The organism is Brenneria uluponensis (genome assembly GCF_032395385.1).
Classification (GTDB): Bacteria; Pseudomonadota; Gammaproteobacteria; order Enterobacterales; family Enterobacteriaceae; genus Prodigiosinella; species Prodigiosinella aquatilis.
Genome location: NZ_CP135917.1, coordinates 4,850,133 through 4,866,764, shown reverse-complemented (window position 1 = coordinate 4,866,764; position 16,632 = coordinate 4,850,133). Strand labels below are relative to the sequence as shown.

The 16,632-nt window shown below is 53.7% G+C and carries 16 protein-coding genes; 9 read left to right on the top strand and 7 right to left on the bottom strand.

What is annotated here, in order from left to right:
* Positions 1-27 precede the first annotated feature (27 nt).
* Positions 28-1,053, top strand: coding sequence for a LacI family DNA-binding transcriptional regulator (locus tag RS889_RS22665; RefSeq protein ID WP_315708784.1), 1,026 nt, complete (start codon positions 28-30; stop codon positions 1,051-1,053).
* 50 nt (positions 1,054-1,103) lie between these two features.
* Here the strand turns inward: RS889_RS22665 and RS889_RS22660 are convergent, their stop codons facing one another.
* Entirely contained in the window at positions 1,104-2,234 is a 1,131-nt protein-coding gene (locus tag RS889_RS22660) for an aminotransferase class V-fold PLP-dependent enzyme (protein WP_315708783.1), read from the bottom strand.
* Between the two features lie 169 nt (positions 2,235-2,403).
* On the opposite strand from RS889_RS22660, the gene RS889_RS22655 reads away from it, so the two are divergent.
* The gene (locus RS889_RS22655) at positions 2,404-2,862 is read left to right on the top strand and encodes a GNAT family N-acetyltransferase (protein WP_315708782.1); all 459 of its coding nucleotides are present in this window, start codon (positions 2,404-2,406) and stop codon (positions 2,860-2,862) included.
* Between the two features lie 122 nt (positions 2,863-2,984).
* Entirely contained in the window at positions 2,985-3,953 is a 969-nt protein-coding gene (gene glk, locus RS889_RS22650; RefSeq protein WP_315708781.1) for a glucokinase, read from the top strand.
* 84 nt (positions 3,954-4,037) lie between these two features.
* On the opposite strand, the gene pdxR is transcribed toward glk, so the two are convergent.
* The gene (gene pdxR / locus RS889_RS22645) at positions 4,038-5,534 is read right to left on the bottom strand and encodes a MocR-like pyridoxine biosynthesis transcription factor PdxR (protein ID WP_315708780.1); all 1,497 of its coding nucleotides are present in this window, start codon (positions 5,532-5,534) and stop codon (positions 4,038-4,040) included.
* A 185-nt stretch (positions 5,535-5,719) separates the two neighbouring features.
* Positions 5,720-6,484 (bottom strand): SDR family NAD(P)-dependent oxidoreductase, encoded by a 765-nt coding sequence (locus RS889_RS22640; RefSeq protein ID WP_315708779.1) that lies wholly within the window; start codon positions 6,482-6,484, stop codon positions 5,720-5,722.
* Between the two features lie 332 nt (positions 6,485-6,816).
* On the opposite strand from RS889_RS22640, the gene RS889_RS22635 reads away from it, so the two are divergent.
* The 6 genes from RS889_RS22635 to RS889_RS22610 all read left to right on the top strand — a co-directional run bounded on the left by RS889_RS22635 (position 6,817) and on the right by RS889_RS22610 (position 13,133).
* Positions 6,817-8,139 (top strand): aspartate aminotransferase family protein, encoded by a 1,323-nt coding sequence (locus tag RS889_RS22635; RefSeq protein WP_315708778.1) that lies wholly within the window; start codon positions 6,817-6,819, stop codon positions 8,137-8,139.
* 316 nt (positions 8,140-8,455) lie between these two features.
* Positions 8,456-9,295 carry an ABC transporter ATP-binding protein gene (locus RS889_RS22630; RefSeq protein WP_315708777.1) on the top strand — a complete coding sequence of 280 codons (840 nt, stop codon included), beginning with the start codon at positions 8,456-8,458 and terminating at the stop codon, positions 9,293-9,295.
* Positions 9,285-10,181 carry an ABC transporter permease gene (locus RS889_RS22625; protein ID WP_021013912.1) on the top strand — a complete coding sequence of 299 codons (897 nt, stop codon included), beginning with the start codon at positions 9,285-9,287 and terminating at the stop codon, positions 10,179-10,181. Before RS889_RS22630 ends, RS889_RS22625 begins: the two co-directional genes overlap by 11 nt.
* Complete coding sequence (locus RS889_RS22620; protein ID WP_315708776.1) at positions 10,181-11,269, top strand: ABC transporter permease; 1,089 nt, start codon at positions 10,181-10,183, stop codon at positions 11,267-11,269. Before RS889_RS22625 ends, RS889_RS22620 begins: the two co-directional genes overlap by 1 nt.
* An 87-nt stretch (positions 11,270-11,356) precedes the next feature.
* The gene (locus RS889_RS22615; RefSeq protein ID WP_315708775.1) at positions 11,357-12,364 is read left to right on the top strand and encodes an ABC transporter substrate-binding protein; all 1,008 of its coding nucleotides are present in this window, start codon (positions 11,357-11,359) and stop codon (positions 12,362-12,364) included.
* 79 nt (positions 12,365-12,443) lie between these two features.
* Positions 12,444-13,133 (top strand): TetR/AcrR family transcriptional regulator, encoded by a 690-nt coding sequence (locus tag RS889_RS22610; protein ID WP_021013915.1) that lies wholly within the window; start codon positions 12,444-12,446, stop codon positions 13,131-13,133.
* 5 nt (positions 13,134-13,138) lie between these two features.
* Here RS889_RS22610 and RS889_RS22605 read toward each other — a convergent pair whose 3' ends face one another.
* Genes RS889_RS22605 through RS889_RS22590 form a run of 4 tightly spaced genes read right to left on the bottom strand, consistent with a single transcriptional unit; the run spans position 13,139 to position 16,543 of the window.
* Positions 13,139-13,921 (bottom strand): metal ABC transporter permease, encoded by a 783-nt coding sequence (locus RS889_RS22605; protein ID WP_315708774.1) that lies wholly within the window; start codon positions 13,919-13,921, stop codon positions 13,139-13,141.
* A 2-nt stretch (positions 13,922-13,923) separates the two neighbouring features.
* Complete coding sequence (locus RS889_RS22600) at positions 13,924-14,775, bottom strand: metal ABC transporter permease (RefSeq protein ID WP_315708773.1); 852 nt, start codon at positions 14,773-14,775, stop codon at positions 13,924-13,926.
* Between the two features lie 18 nt (positions 14,776-14,793).
* A complete protein-coding gene (locus tag RS889_RS22595) occupies positions 14,794-15,621 on the bottom strand; it encodes a metal ABC transporter ATP-binding protein (protein ID WP_315708772.1) in 828 nt (275 codons plus the stop codon).
* Between the two features lies 1 nt (position 15,622).
* Positions 15,623-16,543: a metal ABC transporter solute-binding protein, Zn/Mn family gene (locus tag RS889_RS22590; RefSeq protein ID WP_315708771.1), complete on the bottom strand. Its 921-nt coding sequence runs from the start codon at positions 16,541-16,543 to the stop codon at positions 15,623-15,625.
* Positions 16,544-16,632: the final 89 nt, after the last annotated feature.

Here is a 16,632-nt window from a genome sequence, read left to right as displayed (position 1 = left end):
ATTCAGGGTGTTTACACAGGAGAACCGATGAGAGAAAAACGGCGGCGAAGTACGGGGAAAAGTACCCTGGCCGATATTGCCCGTCTGGTCGGCGTGAGCGCCATGACGGCATCCCGTGCGTTACGGGTACCGGAAAAAGTGTCGCCCGCGTTACGTGAAAAAATCGAAGCGGCCGTCGCGGAGCTGGGATACGTTCCTAATCTTGCGGCAAGTGGGTTGGCTTCAGCAACCTCTCGGCTGATTATCATGGTGGTTCCCTCGTTTGCGATACCCGGTTGTGCCGCCGTATCGGGGGCGTTGCAGGCGGTGTTAAAGTCGTATGGCTATAACATGATGGTGGTGGAAGCCAACCACTCTTCCGCGGGTGAGAGCCAACTGATTGAGATGCTGCTCTCTTATAACCCGGCGGCAATGGTGCATTTCAATTTTGATAACGCCGAGGATTCTCGTCGCTTACTGGTCAATTCAGGTTTGCCGGTGCTGGAAGTCGGTGGTGCCAACCATGAGACCATCGGAGTCAGTGTCGGGGTGGATTATGCCCAGGCCGTCAAAGCGCTAATCCGAATGTTGGCTGATACGGGGTTTCGTCATATAGGGCTGTTATGCACCCAGATCAGTAACACTATTTTCAAACAGATCATGAATGGCTGGCATAGCGGAATGTTGGGAATGAATCAGTCACCGCACCGGGTTGTGACCACACCCCATCCGCCAACGTTCAGCACCGGACATCAGTTGCTGCCAGAGATTCGCATTACCTGGCCGGAGCTTGACGTGTTGATCTGCACTACCGATGAAGTGGCCTGCGGCAGCATGATGGCCTGCCATGCCGGCGGTATCGCCATTCCCAGTCAACTGGCGATTGCCAGCATTGGCGGCGGCAATCTTTCCGCGGTGTGTTCGCCGCCGTTAACGACTATCGCGCTACCTTATGAAGCGATGGGTAAACTGGCAGGGGAACAACTGTTGGCGGTACTGCAAGGTGATGACGTTGAGCCGTACCATGAATTGCCGGCTCAATTGATCATCAGAGCCAGCACCGGTAAACACTGATATGACCGACCGAGGGTCATGGTAAATAAAACCCCCCGGACGGCGTTGGCTTATTGTTGCACGTGCTCAAACTCTCCGCTCTCAATCAGAAAATCGATCAGTGCGGTGAGTTTTTTCACATCGTCGAGCGTGATGTTGTGGAAAAGGGCGATGCGTAACTGGTTACGACCCAAGGCACGATAGCCTTCAATACCATGCACCAGCCCCTGGGCATCGAGATAGCGGGTCAGTTTATCCACTGAAATGTGGTCTGCCACATCAATTGCGGCGACGGTAGTGGAGCGGTTAGCCGGCTCTGCGACGTAAGCGGATAAATCATCGCGGCTTGCCGCCCACTGATACAGATGTTCCGCTTTTTCGGCGGCCTGACGTTGAACCGCCGCAAAACCGATGGCGTTCATACGCTTCACCTGTTCGGCAAACAGAAACAGCGTCACTACCGCCGGTGTGTTGTAGGTTTGTTGCTGTTCACTGTTGCTGAGGGCATTACGCCAGTCGGCAAAGACCGGGATATAGCGTTGTGGATCAGCGGCGATCTCGGCGATCCGCGCTTTGGCTTTCGGCGAAAGAATGGCGACAAACAATCCGCCTTCACTGGCAAACACTTTTTGTGGCGAGAAAAAGAACACATCGACCTTCGACAGATCACAGGAGATTTGGCCGGCGCCGCTGGTGGCGTCCACTGCCAGCAGGCACTGTTCGTTTACTTGTGGTAGTGCGGTGTTCATCACGCCGGTAGAGGTTTCGTTCAGCGTGCAGGCCACCACATCAGCCCCATCAGTAGCAAACTGGCTATGGGCGTGACCATAATCCACCCGAAGTGCTTGCGCGTGAATCCACGGAATGCGATGGGAAGCTTTGAACCATTTGTCAGAGAACTCGCCGCAAACGTGGTGAATAATGCGTGTTTTAACCAGCCCCAACCCGACCATATCGAACAGCACCGTCGCGCCACCGTTACCCAATACGACACTGTAATCATCAGGCACCGACAGGTAATCCCGCAGACCTTGCTGGATTTCCCGGCATAGCGCCCGAACCGGCTCTTTACGATGGCTGGTGCCTAGCAAGTGCGGGCCTTTTTCTTTCAGCACGGTTAAATCATCAAGCTGAATCAGTGAGGGACCACAGCCGAAACGAGGGTCGGAAGGAATCAGTTCGGCTGGTATCGTTATCTCCACGCATTTCTCCTTTTGAAATCAGATGAATTGTCTTTCTTTCTGGCCGGCATTCGCCCAGCCTGTAATCCTGTAATGAAGATACGCAGGATCATGGCAAAGGAACATTGATTTTTTCTCATTCAAGCGGCACGGTATCAACGAATGTTTTTTAAAAAGGCAGAGGAACATTATGGCGTCATCACCACTGTGGACGAAGGATAATTACCACATCTCAACCGATAAACAGCAACTCGACAGCGATATGATCCACGCTTATTTGACGACATCCAGTTGGGCGGCGGGAATCGACCGGGATACGGTTTGTCTTTCAATAGCAAACAGTCTGTGTTTTGGGTTATACCAGCAGAAGCAACAGATTGGATTTGCGCGGATGGTGACGGATTTCGCCACGTTTGGTTATCTGTGTGATGTGTTTGTACTGCCAGCATTTCAGGGCCAGGGGTTAGGTCGTTGGCTGGTGCTCTGTACTCTGGCACACCCAGAGTTACAACGCTTGCGCCGCCAATTGTTGCTGACCTCGACAGCTCCCTGGTTGTATCAGAAAGTCGGCTATCAACCGATTAATCGGGAAAACTATGCCTGGACATTTGTGCGGCCCGATATCTACAAAAATATGCCGGAGCGTTAATCCACGCGTATAAGGGGAGTCACTGTAGACCAGTGATCCTGACAATATGATGAGATTCAGGCACGGTTTTTGTCTTCATTCCCGCATGAGCCAGGTGGCACTTTAATCGGAGAGGGTAATTTATGTATCAGTATGCGCTGGTGGGTGATGTCGGTGGAACCAATGCGCGTTTTGCCCTGTGTGAATTGGCCAACGGCAAGATTTCTCACAGTAAACAATATGCGGTTCAGGATCACGATAGCCTGGAGGCGGTTATCCGGCTTTTTCTGGATGAGCATGGCGATCTCATGGTTAAAAGCGGTTGTATCGCTATCGCCTGCCCGGTGGTCGGGGATTGGGTGGAAATGACTAATCACAACTGGGCTTTTTCCATTGCAGAAATGAAGCAACATCTGGATTTTGACTGTCTGGATGTCATCAATGATTTTACTGCCGTCAGCATGGCGATTCCGATGCTGGGCGAGGGTGATGTATTGCAAATGGGCGGCGACGCGGCGCTGCCCGGCAAGCCGGTGGCGGTGTACGGTGCCGGGACGGGGTTGGGGGTGGCGCATCTGTTGCCGGTTAATGGGCAATGGATTAGCTTGCCCGGTGAAGGTGGGCATACGGATTTCGCGCCCAATAGTGAAGAGGAAGACGCCATTCTGTGTATCCTGCGGCAAGATCTGGGGCATGTCTCGGCTGAGCGGGTGCTGTCCGGGCCGGGTCTGGTGAACCTCTATCGCGCGATTGTCAAAATCGATGGCCGCACGCCGGACGCGCTGACGCCAAAAATCATTGTTGAGCGGGCGTTGGAAAACAGCTGCGTGGATTGTCGTCGCGTGTTGTCACTATTCTGCGTCTTGCTGGGGCGGTTTGGCGGCAATCTGGCCTTAATGCTGGGCGCTTTTGGCGGAGTTTATATCGCCGGAGGTATTGTGCCGCGCTTTATGGACTTCTTTCAGAATTCCGGTTTCCGCGTGGCATTTGAAGATAAAGGGCGTTTTAAGGCGTATCTGGCGGCTATTCCGGTATTTATGATCACGCATCCGCAGCCGGGACTGTTGGGGGCCGGTGCCTATCTGCGACAGGTGATGGGTTATACGCTGTAAAATGGCGATAACCTGAAACGGGCGTTCTTCCGCATCCTGCACGCACGGTTGATAACAAACGTGTGTGCAAGCGTTTCTCTTCTGTCATCGTCCGCGGGATGATGCCGTCTGGTGAAAGGCTTGTGCCAATCGGGCGATACCGGGTTCGATTTGTTTCATATCGATGGCGTGAAAGCCGAGCCGGAAATAGTTCCCCGGCATCGGTGAGCCAAGAAAATGCGCCTGTCCCGGTTCAATCAGTACACCGGCATGTGCGGCGCGCCAGGCCAACTGTTGAGTGTTGATATCTTCCGGGGCCCGGATCCAGAAGGCGTTGGCATGTTCACTGCCTTCAATGCGGCGGCATTCCGGTAACCAGTGATTGAGCGCGTTATTCAGGCTGTCCCAACGGCGGGCGGAGTCTTCCCGGTAGCGATGCAGATAGGCTTCGTAATAGCCCTGAGCCAGAAAGTGCGCCATCTGATGCTGGATGTTGGTGGGCGGATGGCGATACATCAGCCGTCGCAGTGCCCGCAGTTCATCAATCAGTTCCGATGGCGCCACCAGATAACCGAGCCGCAGGCCGGGCGACAGCGATTTCGACAGACTACTGACATAAATCACCCGACTATGCACATCGCTGGCCTTGAGCGCGGCGCGTGGATAGGGGTCAAAGTTGGCTTCCGAATCGTAATCATCCTCGATAATGATCTGATCGTAGCGGCTGGCATGTTCCAACAGCGCAGTGCGGCGTTCGTTGCTCATGCGGATACCGGTGGGCGCCTGATGGCTGGGCGTCACGTAAAAATAGTCGCAGTTGCGGGACATCTCATGTAAGCAGAGTCCTTCGCTGTCCAGCGTATGAGGAATAATCTGCGCGCCCTGTAAGGAAAAGGTGTTTATCGCTTCGCGAAATACCGGATTTTCTACCGCGACGCGGGTGTTACGGTTAAACAACAGTTGTGACAACAGACAGAGCGCGTTCTGCGAACCGAGTGTAATCAGAATTTCGTCACCACGGGCGATAATGCCGCGCTTAGGCAAAATGCGTTTGCGTATCTGTTCAACCAGCAGTGAAACGTCCTGATCGATATTGTCGTACAGCCAATGGTGATCGCGGTGGGTGCCGGTAACCCGGCGAGTCGTGTCGCGCCACTGTTCGATAGGAAACAGTTGGGTATTGGGCTGACCGTAGATAAAGGGATACGGATACTCCATCCACCGCGCCGGTTTCATGATGGCCAGGAAGTCGCTGGGGCTGACATTCAGGCGTTTGCCCCATTCTGGTGCCTGCCGGGTGTCGTTGGTTGCCGCCTGACGTGCGTAGGCTTCGGCAGAATTTTCCGGTTGGTGGTAATCCGGATGCAGGTAATAACCGCTGCGGGGGCGGCTGACCAGATAGCCATCGTTGAGCAGACTTTCATACACCAGCGCCACGGTATTGCGGGAAATAGTCAACTGACAGGACAACTTACGACACGACGGCAGTGCTTCATCGGCGGGAAATACGCCAGCCAGAATCGAGGCAATCAGCGTTTCACGCAACTGTTCTTGCAGGCTTCGGTTGGCCACAAAATCAATATGCAGACAGTGATCGATCATCTTCCGCTCCTGGTGCTGAATCATCTTCAGGAAAACAAGCAAAAGATGTACCGGAACGTATGCCGTTCTGGGTTTATATCCACATGGAGCATTATCCCTATGAAACCAGGGATAATGCTCCATGTGGATGTTATCGGGTTAACGGGTTCTTCGTCTGCACGGGGAATAACACATCAATACGTGAGTTACACCGGATCGCGGTCAATGGCGAATGCTGACCACGCCTGACGCACCGGCATTACTTCAATGCGGTTGATGTTCATATGGTCGGGCAGTGTGGCGACATAAAAAATCTGTTCAGCGATATCGTCCGCCGTCAGTGGCGTGGTGCCGTGGTACAACCGATCCGATGCGGATTGATCGCCTTTGGTGCGTACCAGCGTGAACTCGGTTTCGGCAATGCCGGGGGCCAGGTCGGTAACGCGCACCCCCGTGCCTTGCAGATCGCAGCGCAGGTTATAGCTGAACTGTTTCACAAAGGCTTTGGACGCGCCATACACGTGGCTGCCAGGATAGGGCCATTGTCCGGCAATCGAGCCGATATTAATAATACTGGCCCCTTTGCCGGTTTTAATCAGTGTTGGCAGCAGCGCGTGAGTCACGTTGACCAGCCCGGTGACGTTGGTATCGATCATGGTGTGCCAGTCTTCCAGCGCTACCGCCTGCGCGGGTTGTGGCGACAGTGCCAGCCCGGCGTTGTTCACCAGTGTTTTCACCGCTTTGAAGGTTTTTGGCAGCCCAGCCACTAGCGTCTGTACTGCGTGGGCATCGCGTACATCCAGTACGGCAATATGGGTCGGCACCTGTGTGGAAAGTTCATCGGCCAGTGCTTTGAGCCGCTCCTCACGCCGCCCGGTCAGGATCAATGACCAACCCTGTGCGGCAAAGTGATGCGCTGCGGCGCGACCAAACCCAGACGTCGCGCCGGTAATAAACACAATATTCTGCATAAAAGAACTTCCTCATCGTGTGCGGTTAACTGGCCGTCGTTATTTTTCCGTGCCGTTATCTCATCCCTTGGTGCTGTACAGACATCCCCGATTGTGAGGCGTCATACTGATTTTGCCTCTGCCCGGTTATCGGTAGTGGCTGTTTCCATGGCTAAATTCACTTTACGGACCGGTTTACCGTTCGCACAGGGCCAGTTGGCGGAAATTGTTGTGACACCCATCTGGCTCAACGATCCCCACTAACTGGCTCTATCGCTCCTGTCGCGTTTATTCCTAGTCTGCAATATAACCACTGCATTTATGGGTGTCGGGATAACGAGGAGGACGAGAAGATGGCGTTGAAACAGGTACGATCCAACGATGAAGTGCGTCAACTGGATAGACAGTATGTATTCCACTCCTGGTCGGCGCAGGGCGCGTTGAACCCGCTGGTGATCGCAGGTGGGGAAGGATGCCGAGTGTGGGATTATGAAGGCCGCTCTTATCTGGATTTCAGTAGTCAATTGGTGAATGTGAATATCGGTTTCCAGCATCCAAAAGTGGTGGCGGCGATTAAAGCGCAGGCGGATATTCTGACTACTATTTCTCCGGCGACCGCCAATCTGGCACGTGGTGAAGCGGCGCAGCGCATTGTGTCGCACGCACCGGAAAACTTCAGCAAGGTGTTTTTCACCAACGCCGGGGCTGATGCCAATGAGAATGCTATCCGCATGGCCCGGTTGTTTACCGGTAAAGAAAAAATTCTCTCTGGCTACCGTTCCTATCATGGCAACACCGGCAGCGCGATTGGTGCGACTGGCGACTGGCGTCGTTTGCCAAACGACTACTCTCGCGGCCATGTCCATTTCTTTACCCCTTATTTATACCGCAGTGAATTTCAGGCCACCACGGAGCAGCAGGAGTGTGCGGCGGCGCTACATTATTTGCGGCGGATTATCGAGTGTGAAGGACCAAACACCATTGCCGCCATCCTGTTGGAAACCATTCCGGGAACCGCAGGAATTCTGGTGCCGCCCGCTGGTTATCTGCAAGGGGTGGAGGCGCTGGCGCGGGAATTCAACATCATGCTGATTATGGATGAGGTGATGGCGGGTTTTGGCCGCACCGGTCGCTGGTTCACTTTCCAGCATGACGGCGTGGTACCGGATTTGATTACTTTTGCCAAAGGGGTGAACTCCGGTTATGTCCCGGCGGGTGGGGTCATTATTTCTGAACGCATTGCCCACTTTTTTGATGATCGGCTGTTCCCCGGTGGACTGACCTACTCCGGCCATCCACTGGCAATGGCGGCGATTGTGGCCACTATTGACGCGATGGAAGAGGAACATGTGGTGGAAAATGCCGCACTGGTGGGTGACGGCGTGCTGGCGGAGGGATTGCACACGCTGGCTGATAAATACGCCATCATCGGCGATGTCCGGGGAAAAGGCGTCTTCCATGCGCTGGAACTGGTTTCTGATCCTGTCAGCAAAACACCACTGTCAGCGGCGTTGATGGCGGAGCTGAAAAAAGGCCTGCTGGATCGTGGTTTGCTCGGCTTCGTGGCGGAAAACCGCTTGCATGTCGTCCCGCCCTGTACTGTCACCATCGCTGAAATTCAACAAGGTCTGGGGATCATTGATGCGGCGTTGGCGGACCTGATGATCGATAAGTAGTCTGCGTTGTTCTGCGGGAGTGATACGGCAGAAGCACCGTGGTCATCCCCGCGGCAGGCGGGGATCGACAGCTGTTGGACGCCGTCGGATCCATGGAGCCCATTCGTACGGGAATAACACTCACCTTCTTGCCCCATGTAAAAGCAAACTTGTCGTTAATTGCACCAATTTAGCCATAAAAAAGAATTATATGGTGGCTAACGTCCGTTATTTTTATGGATTTGGGTGAAAAATGAACGTTGGCATAGAAATGGCATAAGTGATAGCAAGAAACCTAACCATTCGGTCAAAAAATGACATGAAGGGGATAACCGTAATGAGTCAGTTAATGTATGCCGATGCACCCTCCATTGTGACGCTTAAACCTGCAATAGCGGCGGCCAGACCCGCGATCGTGGTGCGCGATGCCAATGTGATTTACCCGTCGACGGACCAACCGGTACATGCGTTAAAAGATATCAACCTGACCGTTCGACAGGGAGAGTTCGTCTCTTTCATCGGCCCTTCCGGTTGCGGTAAAACCACGCTGCTGCGTACCATCGCCGATCTGGAACCGATAACCTCCGGCGACCTGTTGGTCAACGATATGACGCCGTCTGAAGCGCGTCAGGCCGGTGCTTATGGGTATGTTTTTCAATCACCGGTGTTGCTGCCGTGGCGCACGGTACTGGCCAATGTGATGCTGCCATTGCAGATTCAGGGACGTCCGCCGGGCTTGTGTGACGCCATTGCTCGTGAACAACTGGCGCGTGTCGGTTTGACCGGTTTTGAGAAGAAATATCCATGGCAACTCTCGGGTGGGATGCAGCAGCGAGTCTCTATTGCCCGTGCTCTGGGATTCGAACCGAAAATCCTGATGATGGATGAACCGTTTGGCGCGCTGGATGAACTGACGCGGGATAACCTCAACCAGCAGTTGCAACAACTGTGGTACACCGAACAGCGTACTATCGTGTTTGTCACCCACTCGATTGCGGAAGCGGTCTACCTCTCCACCAAAATTGTCATCATGACCCCGCGCCCTGGTCGGGTTGTCAAAATCATTGATTCGCCGCTGCCGCATGAGCGGGATCTGTCGCTGCGCGATACGCCGGAGTTTATCCGGCTGGCGCAAGAGGTGAGGGCGGCGCTGGTCGAGGGACATCATGAACACTAATACGTCCCTGCGCATGCAAGTATTTCGTTATCACGCGTTGCCCATCGGCGTGGTGGTGGTGGCGGTACTGTTGTGCTGGTATCTGCTGGCGATAGGGTTGAATGCCTCCGGGGCCATTGAACGCACGCTGGCGCCGAAAGGCGCCTGGAGTTGGCGTGATCTGGTGATGGCTACGTTTTCGATGCCGCGGCCGGTACTGCCTACACCGGACCAGATTATCAGCGATATCTGGAACAGTACGACCCAATGGCCGGTCACGTCGCCACGCAATTTACTGTTGCACACCTGGGTGACCGCCAGTGCGGCACTGACCGGTTTTGTCATGGGCGTACTGCTGGGGTTGGGACTGGCCATCTGTATCGTGCACTCCCGCACGCTGGATAAAGCGCTGATGCCATGGATTGTGGCGTCACAAACGGTGCCGGTGCTGGCTATCGCTCCGATCGTATTGATTATTCTCGGCAGTATGGGCATTACCGGGTTATTGCCGAAAGCCACCATCGCCATGTACCTGTGTTTTTTCCCGGTCACCATTGCCACCGTGCAGGGATTGCGTGCGCCACAAAAGATGGAAATGGAGCTGGTACACACTTATGCGGCCAGCCGTATCGATACTTTCTGGCTGGTGCGGCTGCCTTCTTCGCTGCCGTACCTGTTTCCGGCGTTCCGGGTGGCGATTGCCAGTGGGCTGGTGGGCACGATGGTGGCGGAACTGCCAACCGGGGCGCAGGCCGGGTTGGGCGCTCGTTTGCTGACCGGTTCTTACTATGGTAACACCGTGCAGATTTGGTCAGCACTGGTGATGGCGTCGTTGCTGGGGCTGGGGCTGACCGCATTGGTCAGTCTGACCGAGCGACTGGTGATGCGGCGACGTAAGGAGGCGTGATGAAAGCAAAACAGATTTCCGGCACCTTCATGCTGGTCAGCGCAGTGTTGATGATTCTGCTGGCGTTCAGCCAATGGGGATCCGCGCCGGGTCCAGCTTCATTGACGTTGTTGGCGGTAATGTCGTTGCTGTTGGCGGCCTGTCTGGTGGCGCTGTCTGACTCTGCGAGGCTATGGCGGCTGGTGGTGTTGATGGTGCTGGTACTGAGTAGTGCCGGATTATTGATGTCTGTCGATAGTACCGGGGCGACGTACTGGGTAGTCCTGGCCGCGCAGGTACTGCTGGCGATGGTCAGTGTACAGCGCCTGGCGATAGCTAATCTCCGATTGCCCGCCAGTGTCGTGGCAACCCTGTTCGGTTTGTGGGTGGTCTATTTCTGGCAATTGCTGGTGACGGTGTTTGCTGTGCCGCAGGTACTGTTGCCGACGCCGTTCAATATCATACAGGCGCTGTATGACAGTGCGGCGTTGCTGGCTGGCGATGTGGTGCAGACGGTGCTGAAAGCGGTGCTGGTTGGCTATCTGCTGGGCAGTGGACTGGGGATTGTCGTTGGTCTGTTGATCGATAGATTGCCATTCCTGCAACGGGGTTTGCTGCCGTTGGCCAATCTCACCAGTACGGTTCCGTTGGTGGGCGTGGCGCCGATTGCGGTGATGTGGTTCGGTTTTGACTGGCCGTCCAAAGCGGCGGTGATTGTGCTGGTGACGTTCTTCCCGGCGTTGGTTAGTACGCTGGCGGGGTTGCAGGCCAGCGGCAAGCTGGAACGGGAGCTAATGTACTGCTATGCCGCCAGTCCGCGCCGAACCCTGTTAATGCTGCGCCTGCCCGCAGCCATGCCGTTTATTTTTGGCGCATTAAAGGTTAACGCCACACTGGCACTGATCAGCGCGATTGTGGCGGAATTTTTTGGTTCTCCCACCGCCGGGCTGGGGTTCCGTATTTCTACTGAAGCCGCACGTATGCATATGTCGGTAGTATGGGCGGCGATTGTAGTGGCGTCGGTAGTGGGTTCTCTGGTGTATGCCTTATTGGTTCGTCTGGAAAAGAGAATGAATTTCTGGCACCCCTCGGTACGAGGCGTGTCATAACGACGGTAAGAGGTTTTTGCTATAAAAAACAATATTATCAATATGTTAATTAATTATGGTGTTCACTTTAACCCGAGGAGTCATTAGATGACAGTACACTCTGTTTTTCGCCGGCTGCTGCTGGCCGCAGTGTCCCTGACTTTCACCGTTCAGGCGTTGGCTGCCGAGAAGGTGACGCTCCAGCTTAAATGGTTGCCGCAGGCCCAGTTCGCCGGGTATTACGTGGCACAGGCCAAGGGCTATTACAAAGACGAAGGACTGGATGTCACCATTAAACCAGGAGGGACCGATATTTCCCCGGTGCAGGTGATTGCCGGGAAATCGGCGGATGTGATTGTCGATTGGATGCCTGACGCGTTGGCGGCGCGAGAAGCGGGTGTTCCGCTGGTGAATATCGCTCAGATTTTTGACCGTTCCGGCATGATGCTGACGTGCAGGAAATCCAGCGGTGTGACTACGCCAGCCGATCTGAAGGGTAAAACACTCGGGGTGTGGTTTGGTGGTAACGAATATCCGTTTTTCAACTGGATGAACAAGCTGGGTTACAAGCCCGGTGTCGATATCAACGTGCTGAAACAGGGCTTTAACGTTGATCCGTTATTGCAAAATCAGGCGGCCTGTATTTCCACCATGAACTATAACGAATACTGGCAGTTGATTGACGCTGGCATGAAGAAAGAGGATTTGGTGACTTTCCCATATGAAGATGAGGGTGTCTCCACATTGGAAGACGGCCTGTATGTGCTGGGGCCGAATCTGAAAGATAAAGCGTTCGTGGCCAAAATGGCGAAATTCCTCAAAGCGTCCTATAAAGGCTGGAATGAGGCGGTGAATCACCCGGAAGAAGCGGCGAAGATTGTGGTGTCGCAAGATGCTTCCGGTTCCGCTACCGTAGCGGTGCAGCAACGTCAGATGGAAAACGTCGCTAAATTGATCACCAATGCCAACACACCTAAAATCGGTTATCTTGATCCGGCGGCTTATCGCCGCACGGTGGATGTGCTGTTGAACAGCGGCGGCGGTAGCCCGGTTATCAAGAAAGACCCAGGCGACAGTGCCATGAGTCATGTGGTGTGGGACGCGGCAGCGAAATAATTTATTGCATGAGCACGATTCCTCATTAACCACAGCGCCAGGGAAGGCGAAAGTCATCAACAAACGGCAGGTAAACGTCATGTGGAAAAGCAAGGTGCCAGAGGAACGCGATGTGATACCCGTTTCATCCCGGTTGTTACCGGAAAGTGTCGAAGAGGTCGAAAAAGGCCGCATTCGTCAGGATAATGAGGCGATCATCCGGTTGGCGGCCGAGCGTATTTTTGCCCGTTTCGGTTTCAAAGGGGCCACGATGGCGCTGATTGCCGAAGCCGCCGGATTGCCCAAAGCCAACCTACATTACTACTTCGGTAATAAACAGACGCTTTATCTCACGGTGCTGGATACTATTCTGCATGACTGGTTGTCTCCATTGGATGACCTGCATCCACAAGCCGATCCGAAAACCGCGATTGAGCGCTATGTACGGCAGAAAATACGCTTCAGTTTTGAGCGCCCGGAGGCGTCTAAACTGTTTGCCAATGAAATCCTGCAAGGTGCACCGATGGTGCATCATTTGCTGCAAACCGAGCTGCGGCGGCTGGTGGTGGAAAAATCCGCCGTGTTAGATCGCTGGATCGCTGATGGGCGGTTGCAACCGTTGGATGCGCCACATTTCTTTTTTTCTGTTTGGTCGATGACCCAGACCTACGCTGATTTTGACATTCAGATTGCCGCTGTACTGGGCGATGCCGCCCGTTCGGCTGATGCTCAGGAACGGGCCACCCGCCATGTGCTGACCAGTGTGTTTCGGATCTGCGGGCTGGCGTAACGGGATTACCTCCACCGTCGCCATATCCGTGACAATCCATAAAAAAGCGCTCCAAAACCTCCGACGAAAAAGCCAACCGGCCAGTTGGTTTCGTAAGACAGCGCGATGGCTAACCACACCGTCACTAACGAAATAGATACAGACAGAATGACCGCTGGAACCGGACGATGGGTCAGGGATCGTGCTACTGCCGACGGTGCAATCATTAAGCTAAAAACCAGTAGCGCGCCAACCACCGGCAGTGACATCGCTGTCGCCAGTGCCAGAATAGCCAAAAACCAAATTTCCATTTTTCGCGCTGACACACCTTTAACCTCGGCCAGCTCCGGCGAAATTGAGCTTAATACTAGTGGTGAGAACAATTTTATGGTCACGCCGATCACCAGCAGACTTAACAGTGCAATGGGGGTGATTTCAGCAGTGCTTACGCCAAGCACTTCACCAAAAAGTAGTGAGTAAACCTGTTGGGAATATTGGCTGCTCATACTTAAAAATAACGTTCCCAGACTCAAGAGCATCACCAGGGACAGCGCGGTGGCTACCTCATGACGACCCTTTTTCGACAACTGGCTGATGCCGACCACGCCGAGTCCGGCGAAAGTTACCAGGCCGAAAAACGAATTGATGCCCAACAGGCCGGCTAACGCGGCGCCGGGAAACGTGCCGAGAGGTAAGGCATGGGCGGCAAAAGAGGCGCCGCGAAGCACGACAAAAAATCCGACAACCCCGGCCACAATGGCGACCAACGTGACCACAATCCAGGTATTGATCATAAAACTGGAGAACATGTCTAATTCCCCTTAGTGATTTTAAGGTGCGTACAGATCAGATAGAGGATGAATATCAACGCCACAATAAAAAAACTCACCGGCCAGCCGTGTCCCGGCGTCCAGTAGTAACTATCGTAAGCCAACAGAATTCCGCCCCAGGTTGCGGCCAGTCCGATAATAATCGCCATCAAAATAGCGGTAGCCGGGCGTTTTGCCAGTTGCAGTGCCGTAGCCGCAGGACCTATCAGTAACGCGGTTGATAACACGGCACCGACGGTCATTGAGGAAAGTGCCACCGACAGCGCGAGAACGATCAGGTACAGTAGCCCGATAACCCGGGTTTTTATGCCGTGAATTTCAGCCAGTTCAACGTCGAGAGAACTCAGCAACAACGGGCGATAGAGAATGGCTGTAACAGCCAACGCACCAAGACCCACCAGTAATGCCAGCGGAATAATCGAGGGGGGAATAGCAAACATAGAACCAAACATCACGCTGATTGCCGCACCGGTCGTGCTGTGGGTGGTGACATCGAAATATAAAAACAGTGCCGAAAGGCCGAGACCGGCGCCCAGTACAATACCGGTGACTAAATCCCGTTCGCGAGCGCGCCGCATATCGACCAGTTCCATCCCCATCGAGGCCAGAAGCGCCATACCTAGCAGGCCGGCCAACGGATTAATGCCCAGAAGGAAGGAGAGGGCGCCGCCGGCACTGCTGACATCTGCCAGTGCGTGACCAGCAAAAGACTGGCCACGTATCACGGTAAACACACCGACAACGCCAGAGACTACCGCAGCGCCTCCACCGATAATCAGTGCGGTTTGCACCGGTTGACTGGAAAAAAAGCCCGGTTCAAAAATGGTCATCATTAAAGAATTCATTAGGATTTAGACATTCGAATGGCAGTCGGCCGAGTGTTGATCCGTCTGTGCCGCGGCCGCGCCGTTAGCGGCAATCACCAGTACCCGGTCAAGAACGTGGACCACTTCAATATGATGGCCATACAACTCACTGAGCACATCGGTACGTACCACATCGTCAGTTTTGCCGCTGGCCGCACGACCATTAGCTAAATAGACGATGCTATCCATGGCGGAAAGTAACGGGTTCATATCATGAGCGGAAAGCAGTATCGTGACCTGATGTGAGACGCAAAGATGGCGCAAAAGCGCCACAATCTCCGACACGCTGCGCATGTCCAGATTAGCCAGAGGTTCATCAAGCAATAAAAGCCGGGGACAGCGAATCAAGGCGTGGGCAATCAACACACGCTGCTGCTGACCACCAGAAAGATTTCCGATGCGTTGGTCAGCAAAGCTCTCGGCACCCACCTCTTTCAACATATCATCGACTTTTTGCCTGACCTTTCTGGATGGAAAGCCAAAACCGAGTTGATGTCCATTGAGGCCCAGAGTCACTAAATCCCTGGCTCGCAGCGGTATTTCGGCATCAAACAAGATCTTCTGCGGTACGTAACCGACAGCGTTTATCCCTTGCCTGCCCGTCAGATTATCGATGTGTACGCTACCTTCATTGGCTTGTTGAAAGCCGAGAATAGTACGTAGCAGCGTCGTTTTACCTGAGCCATTAGAACCAATAAGGCCGCAGAACTCCCCGGCCTTAAGGTTAAAGGTTACCTGTTGCAGCACATTTTTGGTGGAGAAAGAAACGCTGATGTTATTGACAGCCAGAACGCTGTCGCCTGCGTGTATCATCTTATTTACTTGCCAGCAGGGTTTCGGTAGAGACGTGGTCTGCCACTGCACGGCGCAGCGCTTTGGTTTCCGCCATCATCCACGACTGATAGGTATAACCCGGTGTTGGCATGGTTTCATATACACCGACCACCGGAACGTGATTTTTCTTGGCCAGACTCAGAAAGGATGCGGTTAGCGGATCGGTAACCTGTTGGTTATAAACAAAGGCCTTAAGTTTATGACTGCTGAATAGATTATTTTGTGCGGTGACATCCTGCGGTGCCGGATCGGTACCGTTCATGATGGCCGCTTCAAGGTTAAATGGTGTAGCGATATGCGCCCCCGCGGCCTGTAACATATAGTCGCCGACCGGCTCGGTTACCGCGACGTCACTGCCTTTATATTTGGCTTTGAAATCAGCAAGTTCGGCGAACCAGGGTTTCAGAGACGCATCGAATTTTTTAACGTTGGCCTCAAAGTAGGCTTTTTGTTCAGGCATTGATGCGCTGAGGTTGGCAGCGATTTGTTTCGCGACGGCGGGCATGGTAATCGGCTTGTACCACAAGTGTGGATTTGGTGTGTTATCCGGCAAACCGAGCAGATGTTGCACGTCAATCACATGACGCGTTTTGTTCGGCGCCGCAGAGAGAAACTTATCCGTCCAGGAATCATAACCGAGCCCATTTTTTACCACCAGATCGGCATTGGCTATCTCGGCGGCAATTTTCGGACTGGCTTCAAACGTATGCGGATCGGTGTTCGGATCGGTTTCAATCGCCGTGACGTGAACAAATTTGCCACCAATTTGTGAAATTACATCGGCGTATTCATTTTCTACCCCGACCGCATTCAATACCGGCGTTGATGCCGCCATCGCTTCACCGGTGTGAACGGAAGCTAAAACGATGACTGTTAATGCTGCGCTAAACTTGCCTTTCATCTAAAACCCCTAATGATCAATACATTAAAAACAACAGTGAAATTAAATGTTATAACATAACAATATTGATAACCTGGTCGCGCGACAAG

Bases quoted from the DNA above. Each gene is read 5' to 3' on its own strand.
- RS889_RS22610 (WP_021013915.1), top strand. From the start codon at position 12,444: ATGTGGAAAAGCAAGGTGCCAGAGGAACGCGATGTGATACCCGTTTCA.
- RS889_RS22620 (WP_315708776.1), top strand. From the start codon at position 10,181: ATGAAAGCAAAACAGATTTCCGGCACCTTCATGCTGGTCAGCGCAGTG.
- RS889_RS22590 (WP_315708771.1), bottom strand. From the start codon at position 16,543: ATGAAAGGCAAGTTTAGCGCAGCATTAACAGTCATCGTTTTAGCTTCC.
- RS889_RS22655 (WP_315708782.1), top strand. From the start codon at position 2,404: ATGGCGTCATCACCACTGTGGACGAAGGATAATTACCACATCTCAACC.
- RS889_RS22615 (WP_315708775.1), top strand. From the start codon at position 11,357: ATGACAGTACACTCTGTTTTTCGCCGGCTGCTGCTGGCCGCAGTGTCC.
- glk (WP_315708781.1), top strand. From the start codon at position 2,985: ATGTATCAGTATGCGCTGGTGGGTGATGTCGGTGGAACCAATGCGCGT.
- RS889_RS22635 (WP_315708778.1), top strand. From the start codon at position 6,817: ATGGCGTTGAAACAGGTACGATCCAACGATGAAGTGCGTCAACTGGAT.
- RS889_RS22630 (WP_315708777.1), top strand. From the start codon at position 8,456: ATGAGTCAGTTAATGTATGCCGATGCACCCTCCATTGTGACGCTTAAA.
- RS889_RS22665 (WP_315708784.1), top strand. From the start codon at position 28: ATGAGAGAAAAACGGCGGCGAAGTACGGGGAAAAGTACCCTGGCCGAT.
- RS889_RS22600 (WP_315708773.1), bottom strand. From the start codon at position 14,775: ATGATGACCATTTTTGAACCGGGCTTTTTTTCCAGTCAACCGGTGCAA.
- RS889_RS22640 (WP_315708779.1), bottom strand. From the start codon at position 6,484: ATGCAGAATATTGTGTTTATTACCGGCGCGACGTCTGGGTTTGGTCGC.
- pdxR (WP_315708780.1), bottom strand. From the start codon at position 5,534: ATGATCGATCACTGTCTGCATATTGATTTTGTGGCCAACCGAAGCCTG.
- RS889_RS22595 (WP_315708772.1), bottom strand. From the start codon at position 15,621: ATGATACACGCAGGCGACAGCGTTCTGGCTGTCAATAACATCAGCGTT.
- RS889_RS22605 (WP_315708774.1), bottom strand. From the start codon at position 13,921: ATGTTCTCCAGTTTTATGATCAATACCTGGATTGTGGTCACGTTGGTC.
- RS889_RS22625 (WP_021013912.1), top strand. From the start codon at position 9,285: ATGAACACTAATACGTCCCTGCGCATGCAAGTATTTCGTTATCACGCG.